The organism is Maribellus sediminis, from assembly GCF_011799805.1.
Classification (GTDB): Bacteria; Bacteroidota; Bacteroidia; order Bacteroidales; family Prolixibacteraceae; genus Draconibacterium; species Draconibacterium sediminis_A.
In genome coordinates, this window is sequence record NZ_WXUB01000004.1 from 518,041 (window position 1) to 538,404 (window position 20,364).

Genomic DNA, 20,364 nt, shown 5'->3' on the forward strand with positions numbered 1-20,364 from the left:
CTGTTCGTATTTTTGCGAACAACGAACAATCTGTATTATGGATGTAAAAGTATTTTCAGATAATCAGGAAAAACTGGCACGGTACGCCAAGGCACTTGGGCACCCGGTACGCGTTTATGTGCTCGAATTACTGGGCAAACAATCCTGTTGTTACAGTGGCGACCTGAGCGAAGAGTTGCCCATTGCAAAATCAACTTTGTCGCAACACCTGAAAGAATTAAAAGATGCAGGCTTGATTCAGGGCGAAATTGAAGCGCCGAGAGTGAAGTACTGTATCAATAAGGAGAACTGGGAAGAAGCCAGTACATTATTTAAAGAATTAATGCAACGCTAAAAAAAATTATACTGCTTGTTCGCAGTTTTGCGAACAACGAACAATCGACGTTATGGAATACACTGATTTAAAACCAGGCAAAATGGATATTAAAGTTTTGGGAACAGGCTGTGCTAAATGCAAGGCACTGGAAAAAGCTGTAACGGCATCCGTTTCGGAACTAAAACTAGCTGCAGAGGTCAGCAAAGTGGAAGACATTATGGAAATCATGCAATTCGGAGTGATGAATACACCTGCCCTGGTCATCGATGGGAAGGTGGTTTTAAGTGGCCGCCTGCCGAACGACAAAGAACTAAAAAATCTATTAACCCAATAAAAATCTTCAACAATGAAAACTAAAATCAACTCGAAACTACTAAGCTTTGTATTCGCACTTTTAGTTAGTTTTAGCCTTTCGGCACAACAAAACGAAAAAACTCAGGAAGGTAAAAGCGCAAAAGTAGATGTTTACTATTTTCATTTAAACACACGCTGTGCAACCTGCAAAGCCATTGAATCGGAAGCAAAACAGGATGTAAAGGAACTTTTCGGAAGTGATGTGACTTTTGCTTCCTATAACCTCGACGAGCCGGCGGGCGAAGCGAAAGGCAAAGAACTGGGCGTGAACAGTCAGTCGCTGATCGTGGTAAAAGGCAATAAAAAAGTCGATCTCACCAACGAAGGATTTTTGTATGCACGCACCAATCCCGAGAAATTTAAAGAGGTAATCGAAAAAAAGATAAAACCGCTGTTATAGCATGGAAGGATTTTTAAGCGGACTGCTCGAAAACAGCTCACTGCCATTTGTTACTGCTTTGTTATTGGGACTGATGACAGCCATTAGTCCGTGTCCTTTGGCGACCAACATCACTGCAATTGGATTCATTGGCAGAGACATCGAAAACCGAAACCGTGTTTTTTATAACGGATTGGTTTATACACTGGGTCGGGCAGTGGCTTATACCGTTCTTGCTTTAATTATTTTTTTGGGTGCCGATCAGTTTTCACTGTCGGGAGTCTTTCAGCGTTATGGCGAAAAAATTATCGGTCCGCTGCTTCTAATCATCGGTTTGCTGATGCTCGATGTGTTGAATATTAAGTTTCCCGGAGTTAGCAGGCTGACTCAACGTTTCGAAAAAAACGGCATTAAGAATTACTGGGATGTGCTGGCACTCGGAATTTTGTTTGCGCTGGCTTTTTGCCCTTACAGCGGGGTGCTTTATTTTGGCATGCTGATCCCGATGACCATCAGCAGTGCATCCGGTTTGTACCTGCCGGTTGTTTTTGCCATTGCGACGGGTATTCCGGTTATCATTTTTGCCTGGCTGATTGCGTATACTCTTTCAGGAGTTGGCACAGTTTACAACAAGCTTAAAACTTTCGAAATCTGGTTCCGAAGGTTTATTTCTGTGGTTTTTATGCTGGTAGGAATTTACTACATCATCACGGTGTATTTCTAAAATATCGTTTAGGGGCGAATAAAGGAAGAGAGAAATGAACGAAAAAGTATTGACACTAAAAAGGATCAACACTACCTGGATTATCCCGGTTTTATTATTGCCGCTTTGGGTGCTGGTATTCATCAACCTCGAAAACATTACCGATTTTTTGATATACGATCTGCTTGGCCTCGAAGAAGGAAAACACCTCACCGAATCTATCTGGTTTTTTGTTTATGAAGTACCCAAAGTTATGCTCCTGCTGGTGTTGATTGTGTTTATTGTGGGCATCGTCAGAAGTTGGTTTTCACCCGAGAAAACAAGAAAAGCCCTCGAAGGAAAGTCGTTGTTTGCAGGAAATGTTATGGCATCGGGACTGGGCATATTAACACCGTTTTGTTCCTGTTCGGCCATTCCTCTGTTTTTGGGATTTGTAGAAGCCGGAATACCTATTGGCGTTACTTTTTCATTTCTAATCGCTGCGCCGCTGATCAACGAAGTTGCCTTAATTCTTCTGGCCGGATTATTTGGCTGGAAGGTCGCACTTATTTATGTGGCAACAGGTTTGGTGATTGCTACTTTTTCAGGATTCATTATAGAGAAACTAAAACTTCAAAAATACGTGGCCGACTGGGTGTTCCAGGTGAAGGCCAATCAACAGAATCAGTCCGAAGAACACCTGAATTTCTCCGACCGGATTAAAATTGGGATTGAAACCGTAAAAGATATCGTTGGAAAAATCTGGGTTTATATTCTGATTGGTATTGCCGTTGGAGCAGGTGCGCACGGTTATGTGCCAGAAGATGCACTGGCGCGGATTATGGGCGAGGGGAGTTGGTATGCTGTTCCACTGGCCATTATGCTGGGTATTCCGCTGTATTCGAATGCTGCCGGAATTATTCCCATTGTAGCTGTATTAATGGAAAAAGGAGTAAGTCTGGGAACCGCGCTCGCATTTATGATGTCGGTTATTGGTTTGTCGCTACCCGAGATCATCATCCTGAAAAAAGTACTGAAATGGCAGTTTATAGCCATTTTCGTTGGGATTGTTGCACTGGGAATTATCATTGTAGGATTCACCTTCAACTATATCATGTAAAACTATCAAACAACAAAATTATGAAATCAAAATCAATAGGATTTGTTGGCGGGGGAAGAATCACACGGATTTTTCTTCAAGGACTGACCAACAAAAATGCCTTACCCGAAACCGTAAAAGTTTTTGATCCGAATGCTGACACTGTAAAAGCATTGCATGCCGATTTTTCCGAAATAACTGTTGTTGATTCAGCAGCCGAAGTGGCTACGCAAAACCTTGTTTTTATTGCGGTTCACCCTCCGGTTGTTATGGAAACTTTGCAGGCAATAAAAGAATCAGTAACTACAAAAACCATTGTTATTTCACTGGCTCCAAAAATCACCCTCGAAAAAATGGCCGCGGTTCTGCCAACCCAGAAGCTGGCAAGAATGATTCCCAACGCCACATCGTTTATTAACAAGGGTTACAATCCGCTTACTTTTTCTGATGCTTTCGATGCGAAAGAGAAAAAACAGGTGTTGAAATTGCTGAAGAAATTGGGCAAAACCTTTGAAACTGAGGAATCGAAGCTGGAAGCTTATGCGATTGTTTCGGCCATGTTGCCTACTTACTTTTGGTTTCAGTGGCAGGAAATGCAACATATCGCACTCGAAACCGGCCTATCGGATCAGGAAGCTCAAAAGGCGGTTTCATCAACTTTGAAAAAAGCCTGGAAATTATACTACAAATCGGGATTGAATCCTGACGAGGTAATGGATTTGATTCCTGTAAAACCTATTGGAGAGAACGAAGACGAAATTAAGAACATACTGAATACGAAACTCTTGGGATTGTTTGGCAAAATTAAGCCCTAGTTTTTTAAAAGACTGTAGTTGTTTTAGAAAGACATTTTCGATGAATATAATAAAGAAACATGGCATTCTGATCGTTTTGATTCTAGTAGTAGCGGGTTTACTGGTTGCATTGGTATTCAAAAGCAAGATCTACGACTATATTGGGAGCGAGGTGAAGAAATCTATCACCGAAGAAACGCAGTTTGTTGCAAAGGAATACATTCAGAAGCATTTTAACTACCAGGCAAACAAACAGGATTTTCAGTTTACCATGCTTGAATTTAAGTCATCAGGTTGCACCATTTGTAAACAAATGGAGCCGGTTTTGGAATCATTAAAGAATTGGGAGGTGGCTAAAGTGAATGTTCAGGTCATTCAGATTTTGAATCCCGACAGCCAGGAATTGATGAAATTTTATGGCATTTCAGCAGTGCCAACACACCTAATACTCGATAAGCGGGGAACTGAGGTTTTTCGCAAATACGGATTTGTTTCAGAAGAAGAATTTAAAAATATTATTCAATCAAAAATTTAGAAAAGTAGCATGAAGGTACTTATACTTTGTACAGGTAACAGTTGCCGTAGTCAGATGGCGCACGGTTTTTTACAGTCGTTTGATGCGCGTATCCAGGTGGAATCAGCCGGGACCGAAGCCTCAGGAAAACTTAACCACAAAGCTGTGGAAGTGATGAAAGAAATTGGAATCGACATCAGTTCGCACACGTCCGATTCAGTAGAAAAATACCTGGATGAGGAATGGGATTATGTGATAACCGTTTGTGGTGGTGCCAACGAAAGTTGCCCTGCTTTTATCGGTAAAGTCAAACACCGATTGCACATGGGTTACGACGATCCATCGCATGCAGTAGGAACTCCTGAATTTATTCAGAGTGAATATTACCGTGTCCGCGATGAAATCAATGCCGGTTTCAGAAAATTATACGATGAAGAAATTAAACCGCAGTTGGGTTAGTTCAGAGCCCGCCTGAACGAATTCATTCGGGCAGGTTCAATGTTCAAAGTTTAGTGTTAAGAGAGAGGCACTTTGCAGTTGGCAAAACACAATTTCGGACTGCATTCTGACCTTCCAAAATTCTAATATTCAAATATTCGAAATATGCCGTCACAACCACGTCTCGAGTTTCTCGACAGGTATTTAACGCTTTGGATCTTTCTGGCTATGGCCGCAGGGGTGATCAGCGGATATTTATTTCCGGCAATCGCCGATTTCTGGGAATCGCTGAAACCATCGGAAGATAGTACCACCAATCTGCCAATTGCAATCGGTCTGATTTTAATGATGTATCCGCCACTGGCTAAAGTAAAATACGAGGAACTGGGCGATATTTTCAGAAATTACAAGGTGCTGAGCCTTTCGCTGATCCAAAACTGGGTGATCGGCCCGGTGTTGATGTTTGCACTGGCTATCTTGTTTTTCAAACTGTTTCCGGGCGAAAACAATGCCAACTTACCTTACATGTACGGAATCATCATGATCGGGCTGGCACGCTGCATCGCCATGGTAATCGTATGGAACGACCTGGCAAAAGGCGACACGCAATATGCCGCTGGTTTAGTAGCATTCAACTCCATTTTCCAGGTTTTGTTTTTCTCGGTTTATGCCTGGTTTTTTATAGCCATTTTACCCGGATGGTTTGGTGTGCCAACCAATACTGCGGTTGAAAATATTACCATCGGTCAGATCGCGGAAAGCGTACTGATCTATCTCGGAATTCCATTTGCTGCCGGTTTTCTGACGCGTTTTATCCTGATCAGGGTAAAAAGTAAAAAGTGGTACGAGCAGAAATTTATTCCCAAAATCAGCCCGGTTACGTTAATCGCACTGCTGTTCACAATTGTGGTGATGTTCTCGCTAAAAGGAGAATACATTGTAAAAATCCCAGGTGATGTAGTTTTGGTTGCAATACCTTTACTTATCTATTTTGTGGTGATGTTTTTCATTTCTTTTTACATGGGAAAAAAGGTGGGAGCGAACTACAAGCAAACTGTAACATTGTCGTTTACAGCTGCCAGCAACAATTTCGAACTGGCAATTGCTGTAGCCATCGCCATTTTCGGAATGAATTCGGGTGAAGCATTTGCGGCAGTTATTGGCCCGCTGGTTGAAGTTCCGGTAATGATAGCTTTGGTAAATGTTGCACTTCAGCTTAAGCGAAAATTCAGAGAAACAGAAAAGGCTGTTACCAATTAGTAGCAGCCTTTTCGTTTTATTCGATATTCAGTTAATGTGTTTTTATCAGTTGTTCGGTTTTTGTCCAGTCGTCCAGTTGAACGGTGATAAAGTAGCATCCCGGATTGAGTTGTAAATCCTGTATCGTGATTCTACCTTCTTTACCATAAACTTCCGTGTAAACCAATTTACCTGCAATGTCGTGGATATGAACGCTGGATTTCTCATATTCCCCTGTTCCGTTAATAAGTATATTAATTTCATCAACAAACGGATTCGGATAGACTTTAAACGACAATTCTTCTTCAATTAATATTGAAGGATTCATTGAAGCGCTTTTGGTTGATGCTGCTGGAGAAAGTTCGAAATCTTTCACATCTCCTTCAAAGTTGTCGTCGCAAGGCAAAGGCAATGCCAGATTTCGCATACTGATTCTCATTCGGGTATTTCTGGTGATTGCAGGAACTGAAATTTGTGCACTGATTGTTCCCTTTTTACTTGGTATAGAAAGAACTGTTTCGCTTAAATCATCAAAAACACCGTCGTAATCAGAGTCGATCCAGATTTTCCAGTAATTACGGTTCTTACTGTTCTCAGGAGTAAGTTCAACGGTGTTAGTTCCCGTGCTTAGTGAAACGATATTGTCGGTATAGTATTCATAGCCCGATCCTAAGCCGAAAGTTTCAGTAAAACTGCCAACCGTTACAGTCCGGATAAAATCACCGTTAATGATCATATTTTCAGGGACACAGTAATCCGAAGCTTCACAGGCATCTCCAATACCATCATTATTAGAATCTAACTGATCTGCATTCGCAACATTCGGACAGTTATCAATATCATCGCAAACACCATCTCCGTCTGAATCGATTGATACTCCGTTGTCATCTACAATATTTGGACACAGTGAATTTGGTTCTGCATCAATGCAATCACTAAATCCATCACCATCAGAATCAATCAAATCATTGCATGGATCACAGTCATCCGGAATACCATCGCCGTCTGTGTCAACAGTATCGTTAAATCCCGGGCAGATGTCACAACCATCCGGAACTCCGTCAGCATCGGTATCAAAATTATCATCATATCCGGAACAAATATCGTTTTCATCACAAATGCCATCGCCATCAGAATCTAATGATACTCCGTAGGCATCGACATTGCCGGGACAAGGTGAGTTGAGTTCCAAATCAATACAATTGCTTATACCATCTCCATCCGTATCGATCAGATCATTACAGGGATCGCAGCCGTCAGGGATTCCGTCCCCGTCTTCGTCAGCATAATCATCAAATCCGGGGCACTGGTCAACTTCGTTACATACTCCGTCGTTATCGTCGTCATTGCAGGGCTCAACATTCGCAACGCAGAAATTAACCGGACTGAAAGTGATACTCATCGTTGATGTTCCTGAATCACCATCTCCTCCATCTGTCAGGCTAACAGTAACAGATACTACCGTTTCTGGAATTTCGATAAGCACAGAGCTTACACTGGAATATGTTCCTAAGGTAGTATTCCCAAAACCATTGTCGTACTGTACTGTTACCCATTCGTCATAGCTTTTCGATGCTGGTCTGGTTTTTTCATCGATATTTGAAATTGTGAACGATACGTCCTGGCTATTGTTGGGAAGGATTAAGGTTGTTGAATTTGAACCAGTACCTGTGTGACTTAATGAATTATCGGTAAAACCGGTAGTTTGCGCAATACAGGGATCGATACAGTCGCTAATGCCATCGTTATCAGCGTCCGTATCTGCCACTCCACATCCACAATCTCCGGGCTCTGTTTTATTCGGATCGTTAGGACAGCCGTCAATACAATCGGCTATACCATCATTATCCGTATCCGTATCCGCAATTCCACAGCCACAGTCGCCCGGTGTCGTTTTGTTTGCATCATCAGGGCAACCATCCAAACAATCAGCAAGACCATCGCCGTCCGTATCAATAGAAACACCATAATCATTGACATCGTCAGGACAAGGTGAATTTAATTCCTGATCCAAACAATCAGCAATGCCGTCATTATCTGTGTCGAAAGAAACGCCATTTTCATCAACGTCCTGCGGACAGGGTGAATTCTCCTCAAGATCGTTGCAATCGGCAACACCATCATTGTCAGAATCGGTATCTGGCACACCGCATCCGCAAGCACCCGGCGTGGTTTTATTAGGGTCGTCAGGACAACCGTCGACACAATCGGCAAGTCCGTCGTTATCGGTGTCGACAGAAACTCCAAATTCATCCACATTGTCAGGACACGGTGAATTAATTTCATCATCATTGGAATCGCAAACACCATCGCCGTCGGTGTCGAGGCAATTAACACTAAACTGCTGCGCTGTGTTGTCGCTTGCATTGTCATTATCGAATACAATTAAGGTAACGGTATATGTTCCTGAAGAGGAATACGTATGAGTAGGATTCTGACTGGTTGATGTACTTCCATCCCCGAAATCCCATAACCATGCGGAAATTGTTCCATCACTGTCACTTGATTCATCCGTAAAATTAACTGTCAGATAATTAGCGTTGTGTGTAAATGCTGCTACAGGTGGGATATTTTGATCCCCAACAATATAATCAATAGTTAAAACGGCTGCCGAAGATGGTACTCCGTCATAGGCCATGGCAACTCTTTTGTTGGTTTCTGTACCGGTAATAAACAGCGATATGGCACTCGTAGCAGTGAATCCTGGCCGGTCGACAATTTCCTGTATAACAGTTGATAAATTGGGTGTTTGCTGATTTACACCGGCTTCGTTAACTGTGTTCCAGTCAGACGGGCTCCAACTTACCGTATTTGTAGTTCGGTTACGGTTGGAAAGCTCGTATGCTGAACTTGTAAATGCCGGCGAATCATCACAGGCATCTCCCGAAATGGTCAGCTCAACAGTTCCGGTTGAAGCTTCATCAACTGTAAATTGCACCCAGGCATTTGTGATTGTTGCTCCTTGCGGAATATTGAGGTCAGGAAAATGTAATCCGACGGTTTGCAAAAACTGGTCCATGTACGTATCATAAATCAATTCCAGGTCGGTACTGTTTGTGTAAATGGTTCCATTCTGGCCTTCCTCCACATCATCGTTGCTTGATGCAATCTGAACAGAGACTGTTTCTGTAAATGTTCCAACGGTAATGTTCACCGGATCAGAACTTGTTACCGCTCCAAGATTGTCAGTTGCCTTTGCAGTAATGGTGTAGGCTCCGTTCGCAGGAATTGTCCAGCTTACTTCGTAAGACGATGAGTTGTCGGTGCCAACCGAAACCTCATTAACAAAAAACTCAACCTGCGAAATAGTTCCATCTGAATCAGTAGCATCAGCCGAAAGAACTATGGATTGCGTTAAATCGTAATGCTGTCCGTCTTCGGGACCGGTAATTGCACAAAGCGGCGAAACATTCGAAATTCCACCTTCAATAAATATTGGTGAAGATATGGCTTCATCGCCATCTGCTTGTGTAACTTTTATGTAGTAATAATCACCATCAGAGGTACTTATATTTTCTACTATACTTACATCTGATGTCCCCGGCGACCAAGTGGAAAGCACAGTGCCATTTAGCAGCAACTGCACCGTGGTAAAAACCTCTCCATCGTCATCCGATGCGGTTATTTGAAGCGATTGCCCCGAATTGCCCTGAACGGTCGAGCCCATTTCCTGTCCATCAATTTGGAAGGACATTTTAAGGTTCTTATCAAGCGTGGTAAAAAATCGTTTATTCTTAATTGCATCATAAATATCGGCTCTGGTCAGGCTATTCGCGAGTACGGCTAGTCTGTTATCTGTGCGGGTTCCCCAATCTACTGTATGATTGTCTTCCGAACCGCCTGCACCAATTTTCCAGTCACGTATCAATGCTTCATCAAAATAGCCCAGGTTCCCGTCTGCAGAGTAATAACCGTCATTGTAGTAATACACATTAAAAATATCGGTCTTATTCCACAATTCCATGCCTACAAACTTTTCGGAAGGAGTGTTAAGAAATTGACCAAATTCCTGATCGGTTGAATTTTGTCGGCCGGGATGATTAAAAAAGGCAGCACATTCGCGCGAATTCACCCATGACAGTAAATTGCTGAAGTTAGGTTCTGAATTTGTTGTACAATAATCATCAGTGTTTATTATTGTAACGTGGCCCTGCGTGCTGTGCGACCATTCAAATCCCCAGAACGCAACAAATACACCGTCTTCGTTGTAAGTGTTGGCAGCATTTTTAATGGTGGTCCATTCAGTACTGCCAATGGCACTTGCATGGTCTGATAATCCAAAGAAATCGAGACCGGCAGTATTTTTTGCATAATTGTACGCATAATCAGGAGTTTCTGCTCCATCCGAAACGTTCGAGTGGTTATGCAGATGTCCGTAATAAACATTATAGCCTCCAATTGCCGCTGCAGTGCTGATAGCAGGCTTTGGCGTGTTCCGATCTTTTGCATCCGGTTTAGCATTTACCATTCCTGCTATAATCAACAAGATAAGTAATACACTAATTTTGAAAGTGATTGAAGCCTGGTTTTTCATGATTTAGTCGTTTTTTGTAATTGATTTTATAAAGGGCCTGAAAATAAGATCGATACAAAATACGATTTTTTGTTTCAAATAAAAAACTGAATTTCACAAATGCATCAATATGGGTTTATGTTCGATATTCTTTCGTCTTTCAAGCCGTAGCAAATCCTGTTTTTTTTTAATTGATGCAAATACTATTTGAAGGTATGAAATTGCTTCAGTTTTTTTCTCCCGCTGTATAAAAGCGTGTAGTTGGGTAAGCAAACTGAATGTCTTTTTCAGATTGAAAAGCCAACAGGATTTTTTGCCAAAGCGCATTTTCGCTGCCACGCCGGGTGCGTGGATTGCACAAATAACGAACCGTTAAACGAACACCAAATTCCTTAACCGATGTATAAACGATAGGAGTAAGGTGTTTGTAATAAATCATGTAATTTTTACTGGCTTCGCGAATTTCCTTTTGTGCCTTAATCGGAATGTCTTCTTCCAGTTCGTTGATGATTTGTTCCAGAAGTGATTTTGCTTTTTCCCAGTTACTTTCGAAAGTAATGTTCACGGCCACTTCATTCCAAATGTATTCGAAGCCCGAACTATAGTTGGCCTGTGGTTTTAAAAATACTTTTCCGTTTGGCAGGTGAATAATTCTTCCTGTGCTTTGGTCAGCATCCACCCAGTTACCAATTTCAAGCATAGTAAACTGAAAGGGACGGATATCGATAATATCTCCGGTATGATTGCCAACCTGAACACGGTCGCCAACCACAAAAGGCTTTCTGAAGATAATAAACAGCCAGCCGGCAAAGTTCGTGAGTGGATCTTTTAAGGCGATTGCAATACCGGCAGTGAAGAGCCCAAGGAAGGTGCCAAACTCTTCAAACGCCTTTACCCAAACAGCGCCGATAAGCAAAAAGCCAATTGTTGGAATGATAAACGACAAAGATCGTTTCCACTGATAACGGACTTTCACATTTTCGGTATTTCGCCAAACTAAGCGCAGTATGAGTATCCTTAAAAGCGACAGAAAAATAATGATGAGTGCAGTTACTGCCACTTTGCTCAGGGTTTCGGTATTCAAACCAACATGATGCGTAATAAATTCATTCAGCTGTTTCATGGGTTACTGCCTTTTCGAAATGACCCGAGTCCCTGGTTAAAGGGACGGGTTACATTTGTTACGATACAAAGAATCAATATTAAACAAATGAAATTTACGTATAATAGAGCAATTTGCAAATGTCGTTTTTAGTGAATGCTTTTCTGGTTTTTGGAATGAACAAAAAGTACCGTACCCAACTCATCGTAGCCCTCAAAAACTTCTTCCTTGCCATGCTTCACCATTTCTTCTCTTAAACCAATTAATGTCAGACCGGCTTTATCCGATTTTTCTGAGATAATCCTTCTTGCCGGAACTCCTTCAGGTTGAATGATGACCTTTATGTTCTTTTCATTAATTGGCAAACGTCCCAATATCACCAGGTTGCGTAATTCCTGTTTTATCGATGGTAATTCTTCCTCCTTGCAAAGAGCGAATATTTTGATTTCAGCTTTTTTCAGATCGGGGTGACCAAGAATAATAAAACTCAGCAGGATCATCAGGTTGGCATTTTCGGTATCGAGTGAATTTATCCATACATGAATGCCGTTTTTCATGTTCATCGGTTTTTCTGAACATGCCAGGATACAAATATCAAATTGCCCACTGTTAACAAGCGCAAAGTTATCGATCACTTTTTTGAGTTTATCCGGACTTTCCTTATCGTACTCAAAAATCACCATGTTGTTTTCCATTCCGGCAACTCCGGGTATTTGTATGGCTTGCGAAATAGCTGAAGTGTACGATGGCGAAATGATCGTATCGATGTACACATAATTGGTTACATGGCTGACGTTTTCGATGATCTCGTGTAATTTTTTCTCGGCCAGTTCCACCGTGTTTCTCGAATAATAATCTTCAATCAGGTGCAAATAAGTGCCAAATCCGTATTTGAACGAAATCCAGTTGAGCAGGTCGAATGCTTTATTCTGATGAATAGGCTTACTCGAAATACAAATTGCACTTGGTCGCCATTCCTGACGCGACACCTTATCTTTTCTTTTTTGTAGCATCACCTGCAAATCGCGGTTAAGCTGAAAGAGCGCATTGGCAAAAATAGAGGCAAATCCTTTTCGGTATTTATGGTAGTGATTAACGTACAAATACATCAGAGTCATTACAACAATGGCAAGCAATGCATACGGTGTACTTATTTTGAACATCACCCACACCGAAACCAGGAATCCAACCAGGGAAATGAACCACCTGGAGCGGAAGGTAGGCCGGTATGAAGGGGAGGAGCCAAAGTGATTCAGAAAAGAGATCAAACAAAGCGAACCGTAAGTAACCATAAAAAACATGGAAATGATGGACGCCACTGCGTTTACATTTCCGAGTGCGACAAAAACAAAAGCAATGATGGCTGTAACCAAGGAAGCATTTTGTGGCTCGTTATCGGCCGGGTTTACTGTAGAAAGCCATCGGTTAACCCGCTTCGACGGCAGAGCTTTATCCAATGCCAGTGCCTGCAAAGTACGCGGCGCTACCATAAACGATCCCAAAGCCGATGAAATGGTGGAGGCCGCAAGTCCGAGAGGTACAACAATCACCCCGGCAATGGCAATGTCGGCCATGATGAGCTGTTTGTTCAACAGGTCTTCAATCGGTGCCGATGATGCCAGTTTAAATACCACGAAAAAGTAAATGATCATACCCGAAACAGTGGCAAGGATTGTTCCCAGCGGAATTGATTTGGAAGGGCGTTTCAAATCGCCTGATAAGCCCACACCGGCTGTCATTCCAGTAAATGCAGGAAAAATGATGGCAAAAACAACAAAGAAACTTTGTGGATTCCGGAATGCACTGTCCGATAATGTATAGCTGGTTACTTCGGCATGGTCAGTGTGACCCAGGAAAAACATGATTAGCGAGATCAGCAAAATTCCAACAACAATATAGAGGGCCTTAACACCAAGATTGGCACCTTTTTTTATAATCAAAGCTGCTAAACCTATCATTACAGGCAGACTTATTACCTGACGCGGCAGAATAAAATCATAGGTTCGCGCAATCCAGTCGAAAAGAAATTCAAAAGCTTCGGTAAAGGCGATCACATAAAACGCAACGCTGATGGCTTGCGAAAAATACAGCGCCATACCAATGGTTGCTCCAATATTTAATCCGAATGATCGGGAAATGATGAAATACTCGCCGCCGCCTTCAACGCGTTTGTTTGTTGCGATTTCTGAAATTGCCAGCGCAGTTGGTATGGTTACAAGGTGTCCGAGAAGAATGATTAGAACTACTCCCCAAAGACCGAGTGTTCCGACTGCATAGCCAAAGCGTAAAAACAGAATGGCTCCTAAAATGGTTGAAATGGCTGTGAAAAAAACGGGCGCTGTCCCAAATTGCCTGATTTGCTTCGTCATAAAAAGTATAAAAATTGAACGTAGAAAAGATAAAACGATTTAATGGGAATACAAATTAAACAGCTTAGTATTCGGCATATTCTGCATAACCTTTTTCTACCAGTTCATCGTTTAGTGTTTGTTCAGCGTCGGCCAGTCGTATAATGCCAATGTAGCGGCCAAACTTGCCAACGTCTTTATCCGTTTCAACAATAACTTCGTTTTCATTGTCTTTAAGGCGCTCAATAACAAAAGCTTTGGCTTTGATTCCCTTTCTATATTCTTCAGAATCCTTTTTTACATTGTAGGTTTCGGGGGTATTGATTCCCCGCAGCCGTATGCGTTGAAACGTTGTTATTTTAAATCCAAGGTCAATTACCAGATCGATTGTATCGCCATCAACTACACGGTCTACCTTTGCTTTGTATGTAAACATTTGTATTGTGTTATAAATTCAAGTTAAGTTAACCAAAATGTGGCTTATAATCAAGATTCGTTGCCAGAGTAGTTCTGTTTATTTTTGTGTTCAAGGATGAGAGCAACTGCCATTCTTTTATTAAATTAGAAGGAAATAAACGCAAGCTGATGCCTAAACTTGAAAAAGCAAAATCTGGCTGGACCACAAAATTAGCATTGATTTTAGCGCCACTTATTTCTCTTTTTATCATGCTTTTTGCTGACCTGAAGCCCGGCAATCCGCAGGTTACGTATTGTTTTGCAATAGCCTTGCTGATGGCGGTTTGGTGGATCACCGAAGCCATTCCGCTGGCAGTTACGGCACTTCTTCCTGTGGCCTTGTTTCCTTTGTTCGGAGTGGTGGATGGTAAGACGGTTTCATCCATGTATTTTAATCACCTGATCTTTTTGTTTATTGGTGGTTTTTTAATGGCATTTGCCATGGAACGCTGGAACCTGCACCGCCGGATTGCATTACGTATACTTATCCTGTTTGGAATCAGTCCGGGAAGAATCCTGTTGGGATTTATGCTGGCAACCTCTTTTCTTTCGATGTGGATGTCGAACACAGCTACGGCGATGATGATGGTGCCGATTGCACTTTCAATAATTATGAAGCTTGAAGAATCGGTAGGAGTAAAGAATATGGCAAAGTACAATGTCGGACTTTTGCTGGGTATCGCTTATTCAGCATCAATCGGTGGTATTGCCACGTTGGTTGGTACCCCGCCCAATCTTTCATTTGCCCGGATTGTCAGTATTATTTTTCCCGAAATGACCGAAATATCGTTTGCCGACTGGTTTATTTATGCTTTGCCGGTAACCGTCCTTTTGTTTATCGCTGCCTGGCTTTTGTTGTATTTTATGTATCGTCCAAAAACGAGTTGGAAGCAACTTGAGATCAGCGATTTCAGAAAGGAATACATGGCGTTGGGTAAAGCCAAAACGGAAGAGAAAATTGTTTTGATTTTGTTTACGGTACTGGCATTTTTATGGATATTTCGATCCGGATTCAATATACAGTCATTTGTAGTTCCGGGTTGGGCGCAACTCTTCAAAAATCCTTCTTATATCAATGATGGAACGGTTGCCATTTTTATAGCCATTTTGCTTTTTATCATTCCTTCGAAATCAAAAAAAGGGGAGCGGATCATGAACTGGGAAACGGCCCGCAGAATTCCATGGAACATTGTTTTGTTATTTGGCGGAGGTTTTGCTTTGGCCCAGGGATTTGTCGAATCGGGATTATCAACCTGGTTTGGCGAACAACTGGCCGGCCTCGCGAATGTTGAGCCGTTAGTACTTACCCTAGCCAATGTTACCATGGTTTCGTTTCTAACTGAGCTTACGTCGAATGTAGCTACTACCGAGATGATCTTACCAATTCTGGCCGGTTTATCGGTTACCATTAAAATTAATCCGCTTTTGCTGATGATCCCGGCAACACTGGCAGCTTCGTTGGCTTTTATGTTACCCGTGGCTACACCGCCAAACGCCATTATTTTTGGCACCAACCGAATTCGGGTGAAAGACATGGTGCGAACGGGGATCCTTCTAAATTTAACAGGAATAATTATTGCCACCCTGATTATGTATTTCTGGGGTACTCTGGTTTTCGATATCGATGTGTCAGCTTTTCCAGACTGGGCAATCCCCAAATAGGTCTATCAAATCGTCCGACCGTATTCTGAGGGTCTGACCCCAAATAAACGTGTAAAGCAACGCGTAAAATAGTTTGGATCGTTAAAGCCTGTTTCGTAGGCAATTTCATTTATTTTATACTCACCAGTTACCAACAATTCGGCAGCCTTTTTCAATCGTGTATTCCGAATAAATTCCGAAATATTAAAGCCAGTAATTGATTTTATCTTTCTATAGCATTGCGATTGGCTCATTTGCAATTGATTACACAAACTTTCAACGTTAAAATCTGAATCACTCAGGTGTTGCTCTATAAAGCCTATTGCTTCTTTAATAAAAACCTGATCGGCATCGCCGGATACAATTGAGTTCATATTATTCGAATCAATAAGGCGGTACTTATTTTGCAACCGTTTTCTTCCTGAGATCATATTTTGAATACTCAATACCAAATGCCGGTTGTCGAAAGGTTTGGTAATAAAATCGTCGGCACCAACTTCAATCCCAGTAAAATGACTTTCCTGATCGGCCAGCGATGTGAGCAGGATAACAGGAATGTGACAGGTACTAAACTCTGATTTGATCTTGTTGCACAATTCAAAACCGCCCATGCCGGGCATCATTACGTCACTAACCACCACGTCCGGATTCCGTTCTTCTGCCAGCTGCAGACCGGATACTCCATTGCTGGCTTCAATTACTTGAAATTGCTGCACAAGGATTTCTTTCATAAAAGCACGCAGATCTTCGTCGTCTTCTACCAAAAGAACAGTATGCTTTTTATCCTGTTCCTGAATAGTTTCTTGCTCCAGCATTGGCAAATAATGCCGGATGGTCGATTTGAGTAGATCGGAATTGTCGATCGTTTCCTTTTCAAAAACGACATTGTCATCAAAATGATCTTTGCCCGTGAGCAAGGTTACAGTAAATACCGTCCCTTCGCCGGGCTCGCTTTTAACAGATACTTTCCCTTTATGCAATTCCATGAATTTGGCCACCAAAGCCAGTCCCAGCCCACTTCCTGCAATATTGATCTGTTGTGGAGTTTTTAACTGGTAAAACTGTTCGAAAATGAAGGGAAGTTTATCCTGTTCGATGCCTATTCCGGTGTCGTGTATGGAGATAGTGACGCTTTTACCATCGCTGGCCGGAAAGATACCAACAACGATTTTTCCACCGACATCGGTAAATTTAAAAGCATTCGACAGCAAATTGTAAATTACTTTTTCCAGTTTGTCGGAATCGGCCCAGATCGGAATGTTATCCGAAGGCGCATTGAAGCTGAAACTAAAATTCTTTTGTTTGGCAAGATCATCGAAGAGTAAAAAAGAATTGCGAACAAATGTTACCAGGTTGAAATGGCTCACATGAAGCTGCAGTTTTTCGGATTCTGCCTTCCTGAAATCAAGCAACTGGTTGACTATCAACAGCAGTTTTGAGGCATTGCTGTACATGTTACCCAGATTTCGTTTCAAATCGCCGGTTGAAGTTTTGTCGAAGTTATTCAGGATAGCCTTTAGCGGACTAATTATGAGTGTTAATGGAGTGCGGAGTTCGTGCGATACACTGGTGAAAAAGCGAATTCTGGCTTGATTGCTCTCTTCAACAGTCTCGGCCATTTTTAGCAATTTGTCGCGTTGTTCAGAAATTTGCTGGTGTTGGTCATACAGGTGTTTGTTCTTTTCTGCCATCTTCCTGTTAACCCTGAGCAGTTCAGCATTCTGCCTTTCAATTTGCTTGGCTTGCTCGGTAAGCTCAAGGGTTTTTTCCCGCACGAGTTGCTTTAATTTCTGCTGTTGGTTTCGTATCTGTTTCAGTCTGAAATAAACGAATGCATAAAATCCTGATCCAATAAGTAAAATGACGAGTATCCGGAATAACGAAGTTTGCCAAAATGGAGGTACGATGGTTATTTTTATTGTTGTGGGATCCGGATTCCAGACGCCGTCTGCATTCGATCCCATTACTTTAAACAGGTAATTTCCGGGTGGTACATTGGTATAGGTTGCGGTTCTGCTTAATTTGGCATCAATCCAGTTGTCATCCTGACCTTCTTCGGTAAGGCAAAACCGGTATTTGTTGCGTTGCGGAAGGCTGTAGCTCAATGCTGTAAATGTAAAACTAAAGGTATTTAATTTATGGTGTAGCTTTAGTGAACTCACCTCACTGATTTGTTTGTCAACAACATCTGGAAAATTTTCAGGACTTACCTCTTTGTACTGAATCTCCATTTCGGTAATAACCACCTTGGGCAGGTAATTGTTGGTTATTATATTCGAAGGGTTAAAAACGTTGAAGCCATCCGTTCCTCCAAGATAAATAAAACCCTTGTCGTCTTTTAAATATGCCCCTTCATTAAATTCAAATCCCTGAAGACCATCATCTTTGGAGTAGTTACTGAAGGTTTTGGTTTCGGTATCAAAGCAGGTAATTCCGAGATTGGTGCTGCACCAAACTTTTCGATCATTCTCGGGTACTACTGCATATACAATGTTGTTTGGGAGTCCGTCTTCAACATTGAATTTTGTTAGTTCATGGCTGTTATCATCAAGATGAAATAATCCCCGGTCGGTTCCCAGCCAAATATTTCCCGGACGTGTTTCGTTGATGGAGAATATCTTCGAAAATCCTCTGCCACCGTTCAATTTTATATCACTTAGTTTTGGTTCGAAGCTTTCTTTATGAATATCGAATACGTACAAAAAGGTATTGTGTGTACCAACCCACAGTTTTCCTGAATGATCGAAAAACAATGTACTCAGGTTGGGCGTTTTTTTCTCGTCTTCCGGAACCGGTGGCTTAAAAAGATTGAAGGTATCTTCTGTGGGATTGTATTTTAGCAATCCAAGACTGGTGGCAAGCCAGAGACAACCCTGGTCATCACTTACCGAATGTCTGAAGGCCGTGATCTCAACTCCCGTTTGCGCTAATATTTTAGCTGTGAAATTATGCCTTTGTCCACTGTGATCTATAAATTCGATAAATGATTCTGAACTTACAATTATTCCGTTTTTAATTGAACCCAGTGCACCTACATATTGGTTTTTGTTGTGCCAGGTAACTTTGCTGAATATTTCAGGCGATGTTGTGAGGTCATTCCGCGAGATTTCGTATAATCCGTTTGAAGTGCCTATCCAGACATGTTCTTGATCATCGATTTGAAATGACCTAATGTCCTGAAGCGAATAAGTATTTTCATCTTCAGTTTGTAAAACATGGTATATGGGAAAACGATACTGATGATAATCCAGTTTATTAATGCCGCCTGCGTAGGTCCCGGCCCAAAGAATACCTGAATCGTCTTTAAGCAGGCAATAAATTTGATTTGCACTAATCGACTCCGGATTATTTTTCTGGTTGCGAAAAATCTCGAACTCTTTGTTTTTTTGATTGAACTTATACAAGCCGTTAGCTGTGGCAATCCAGAATATTCCATCATCGTCACAAATGATGTCATTTATTTGATTCGACTTTAGCGCATTACGCTCATCACCGGCCAGATAGTGTTTATTGTAAGTTGATCTCGGGTGAATGCAAAACAAACCATCATTCTGTGTCCCGATCCACAAATATCCCTTTACATCAAAGGTTAAAACCCGCACGTTAGGGGAAGTTTTTGCTGCTGTATAATTTATTTTTTGCAGTTCTGCAGGATGATCCGCTGTAATCTGGCTCATCGTAAAAAGTCCGTTATTACAGCCTAACCACAAGGTTCCCGATTCATCTGAAGCAAGACTGTTTATTGCAGTCGGTTGATTTTCGCCGCCAAAGGAAACCGGGTAAAGTACCGAGTCTGAAATACTGTATCGAAACAATCCGTCTTTTAATGTAGCAATCCATATGGTTCCATTTGCATCCTCAAGAATGTCTTTGATGTGTAAACGCGATTGCTCAATTTTGGACGTAATACTTCGAAAATTGTCACGATCTCTGTTGTACAAAAAAAGACCCGCATCCTGTGTGCCAATAAATAAGTGGGTCCCATTCACACATTCGTAAATGCAGGAAATGTCGTTGCCTCCCACCGAGTTTTCTTTTTCCAGAATGTTGCGATATATATTAAACTCGTAACCATCGTAGCGATTCAGGCCATCGGCTGTTCCTGCCCAGATAAAGCCTTTCGAATCCTGGAAGAGGCTTTTTACACTTAGCTGCGATAGTCCATCCTGTATCGTCAGATGTGTAAACCTCACATTGGCATTCAACTGAATGGAAAGAAACAAAAACAGCAAAAGAAAAATCTTGTAAAAAAAGGTCTTCATACACACACTTTAATCGCGTGCTAAGTTAGATAAACGAATACAATAAGATTTGATTTTAATCATAAAGCATGGATATACATTACAAAAAATTAAAAAAGTAAGAAAAACCATTTCTTCATAAAAAAATAAGGATAACTGTGCGTAGAGTTTGTAATGCATTGAAAAATAGCATATTGGGAGTATTTTTTTATTGGAGGACAATTAGAAGATGCATGATGTGTGCGATA

General features: G+C 41.6%; 15 protein-coding genes. 10 read left to right on the top strand and 5 right to left on the bottom strand.

Annotation, left to right across the window (positions count from 1 at the left end; all coding sequences use genetic code 11):
* Positions 1 to 37 precede the first annotated feature (37 nt).
* The 9 genes from HFD85_RS16885 to arsB all read left to right on the top strand — a co-directional run bounded on the left by HFD85_RS16885 (position 38) and on the right by arsB (position 5,836).
* Positions 38 to 334, top strand: a complete 297-nt coding sequence (locus HFD85_RS16885) for an ArsR/SmtB family transcription factor (protein ID WP_167612564.1) — start codon at positions 38 to 40, stop codon at positions 332 to 334.
* A gap of 82 nt (positions 335 to 416) precedes the next feature.
* Complete coding sequence (locus HFD85_RS16890) at positions 417 to 650, top strand: thioredoxin family protein (RefSeq protein WP_167612566.1); 234 nt, start codon at positions 417 to 419, stop codon at positions 648 to 650.
* Between the two features lie 12 nt (positions 651 to 662).
* On the top strand, positions 663 to 1,070 hold the full coding sequence (locus tag HFD85_RS16895) for a nitrophenyl compound nitroreductase subunit ArsF family protein (protein WP_167612568.1): 408 nt from the start codon (positions 663 to 665) through the stop codon (positions 1,068 to 1,070).
* Position 1,071: 1 nt separating this feature from the next.
* Positions 1,072 to 1,773 carry an aromatic aminobenezylarsenical efflux permease ArsG family transporter gene (locus HFD85_RS16900; RefSeq protein ID WP_167612570.1) on the top strand — a complete coding sequence of 234 codons (702 nt, stop codon included), beginning with the start codon at positions 1,072 to 1,074 and terminating at the stop codon, positions 1,771 to 1,773.
* Positions 1,774 to 1,807: 34 nt separating this feature from the next.
* Entirely contained in the window at positions 1,808 to 2,851 is a 1,044-nt protein-coding gene (locus HFD85_RS16905) for a permease (RefSeq protein WP_167612572.1), read from the top strand.
* Between the two features lie 20 nt (positions 2,852 to 2,871).
* Complete coding sequence (locus HFD85_RS16910) at positions 2,872 to 3,645, top strand: pyrroline-5-carboxylate reductase family protein (protein ID WP_167612574.1); 774 nt, start codon at positions 2,872 to 2,874, stop codon at positions 3,643 to 3,645.
* Between the two features lie 40 nt (positions 3,646 to 3,685).
* Entirely contained in the window at positions 3,686 to 4,159 is a 474-nt protein-coding gene (locus HFD85_RS16915; RefSeq protein WP_167612576.1) for a thioredoxin family protein, read from the top strand.
* 9 nt (positions 4,160 to 4,168) lie between these two features.
* Entirely contained in the window at positions 4,169 to 4,597 is a 429-nt protein-coding gene (locus tag HFD85_RS16920; protein ID WP_167612578.1) for an arsenate reductase ArsC, read from the top strand.
* 144 nt (positions 4,598 to 4,741) lie between these two features.
* Entirely contained in the window at positions 4,742 to 5,836 is a 1,095-nt protein-coding gene (gene arsB, locus HFD85_RS16925; protein ID WP_167612580.1) for an ACR3 family arsenite efflux transporter, read from the top strand.
* A gap of 31 nt (positions 5,837 to 5,867) precedes the next feature.
* Here the strand turns inward: arsB and HFD85_RS16930 are convergent, their stop codons facing one another.
* The 4 genes from HFD85_RS16930 to HFD85_RS16945 all read right to left on the bottom strand — a co-directional run bounded on the left by HFD85_RS16930 (position 5,868) and on the right by HFD85_RS16945 (position 14,214).
* The gene (locus HFD85_RS16930) at positions 5,868 to 10,349 is read right to left on the bottom strand and encodes a CehA/McbA family metallohydrolase (RefSeq protein WP_167612582.1); all 4,482 of its coding nucleotides are present in this window, start codon (positions 10,347 to 10,349) and stop codon (positions 5,868 to 5,870) included.
* Between the two features lie 205 nt (positions 10,350 to 10,554).
* Positions 10,555 to 11,451: a mechanosensitive ion channel family protein gene (locus HFD85_RS16935; protein ID WP_167612584.1), complete on the bottom strand. Its 897-nt coding sequence runs from the start codon at positions 11,449 to 11,451 to the stop codon at positions 10,555 to 10,557.
* A gap of 128 nt (positions 11,452 to 11,579) precedes the next feature.
* Positions 11,580 to 13,799: an APC family permease gene (locus HFD85_RS16940; RefSeq protein ID WP_167612586.1), complete on the bottom strand. Its 2,220-nt coding sequence runs from the start codon at positions 13,797 to 13,799 to the stop codon at positions 11,580 to 11,582.
* A gap of 64 nt (positions 13,800 to 13,863) precedes the next feature.
* Positions 13,864 to 14,214 (bottom strand): thermonuclease family protein, encoded by a 351-nt coding sequence (locus tag HFD85_RS16945; RefSeq protein ID WP_167612588.1) that lies wholly within the window; start codon positions 14,212 to 14,214, stop codon positions 13,864 to 13,866.
* Between the two features lie 149 nt (positions 14,215 to 14,363).
* On the opposite strand from HFD85_RS16945, the gene HFD85_RS16950 reads away from it, so the two are divergent.
* Positions 14,364 to 15,896 carry an SLC13 family permease gene (locus tag HFD85_RS16950; RefSeq protein WP_167612590.1) on the top strand — a complete coding sequence of 511 codons (1,533 nt, stop codon included), beginning with the start codon at positions 14,364 to 14,366 and terminating at the stop codon, positions 15,894 to 15,896.
* A 5-nt stretch (positions 15,897 to 15,901) separates the two neighbouring features.
* Here HFD85_RS16950 and HFD85_RS16955 read toward each other — a convergent pair whose 3' ends face one another.
* On the bottom strand, positions 15,902 to 20,137 hold the full coding sequence (locus HFD85_RS16955) for a hybrid sensor histidine kinase/response regulator transcription factor (RefSeq protein WP_167612592.1): 4,236 nt from the start codon (positions 20,135 to 20,137) through the stop codon (positions 15,902 to 15,904).
* Positions 20,138 to 20,364 lie beyond the last annotated feature (227 nt).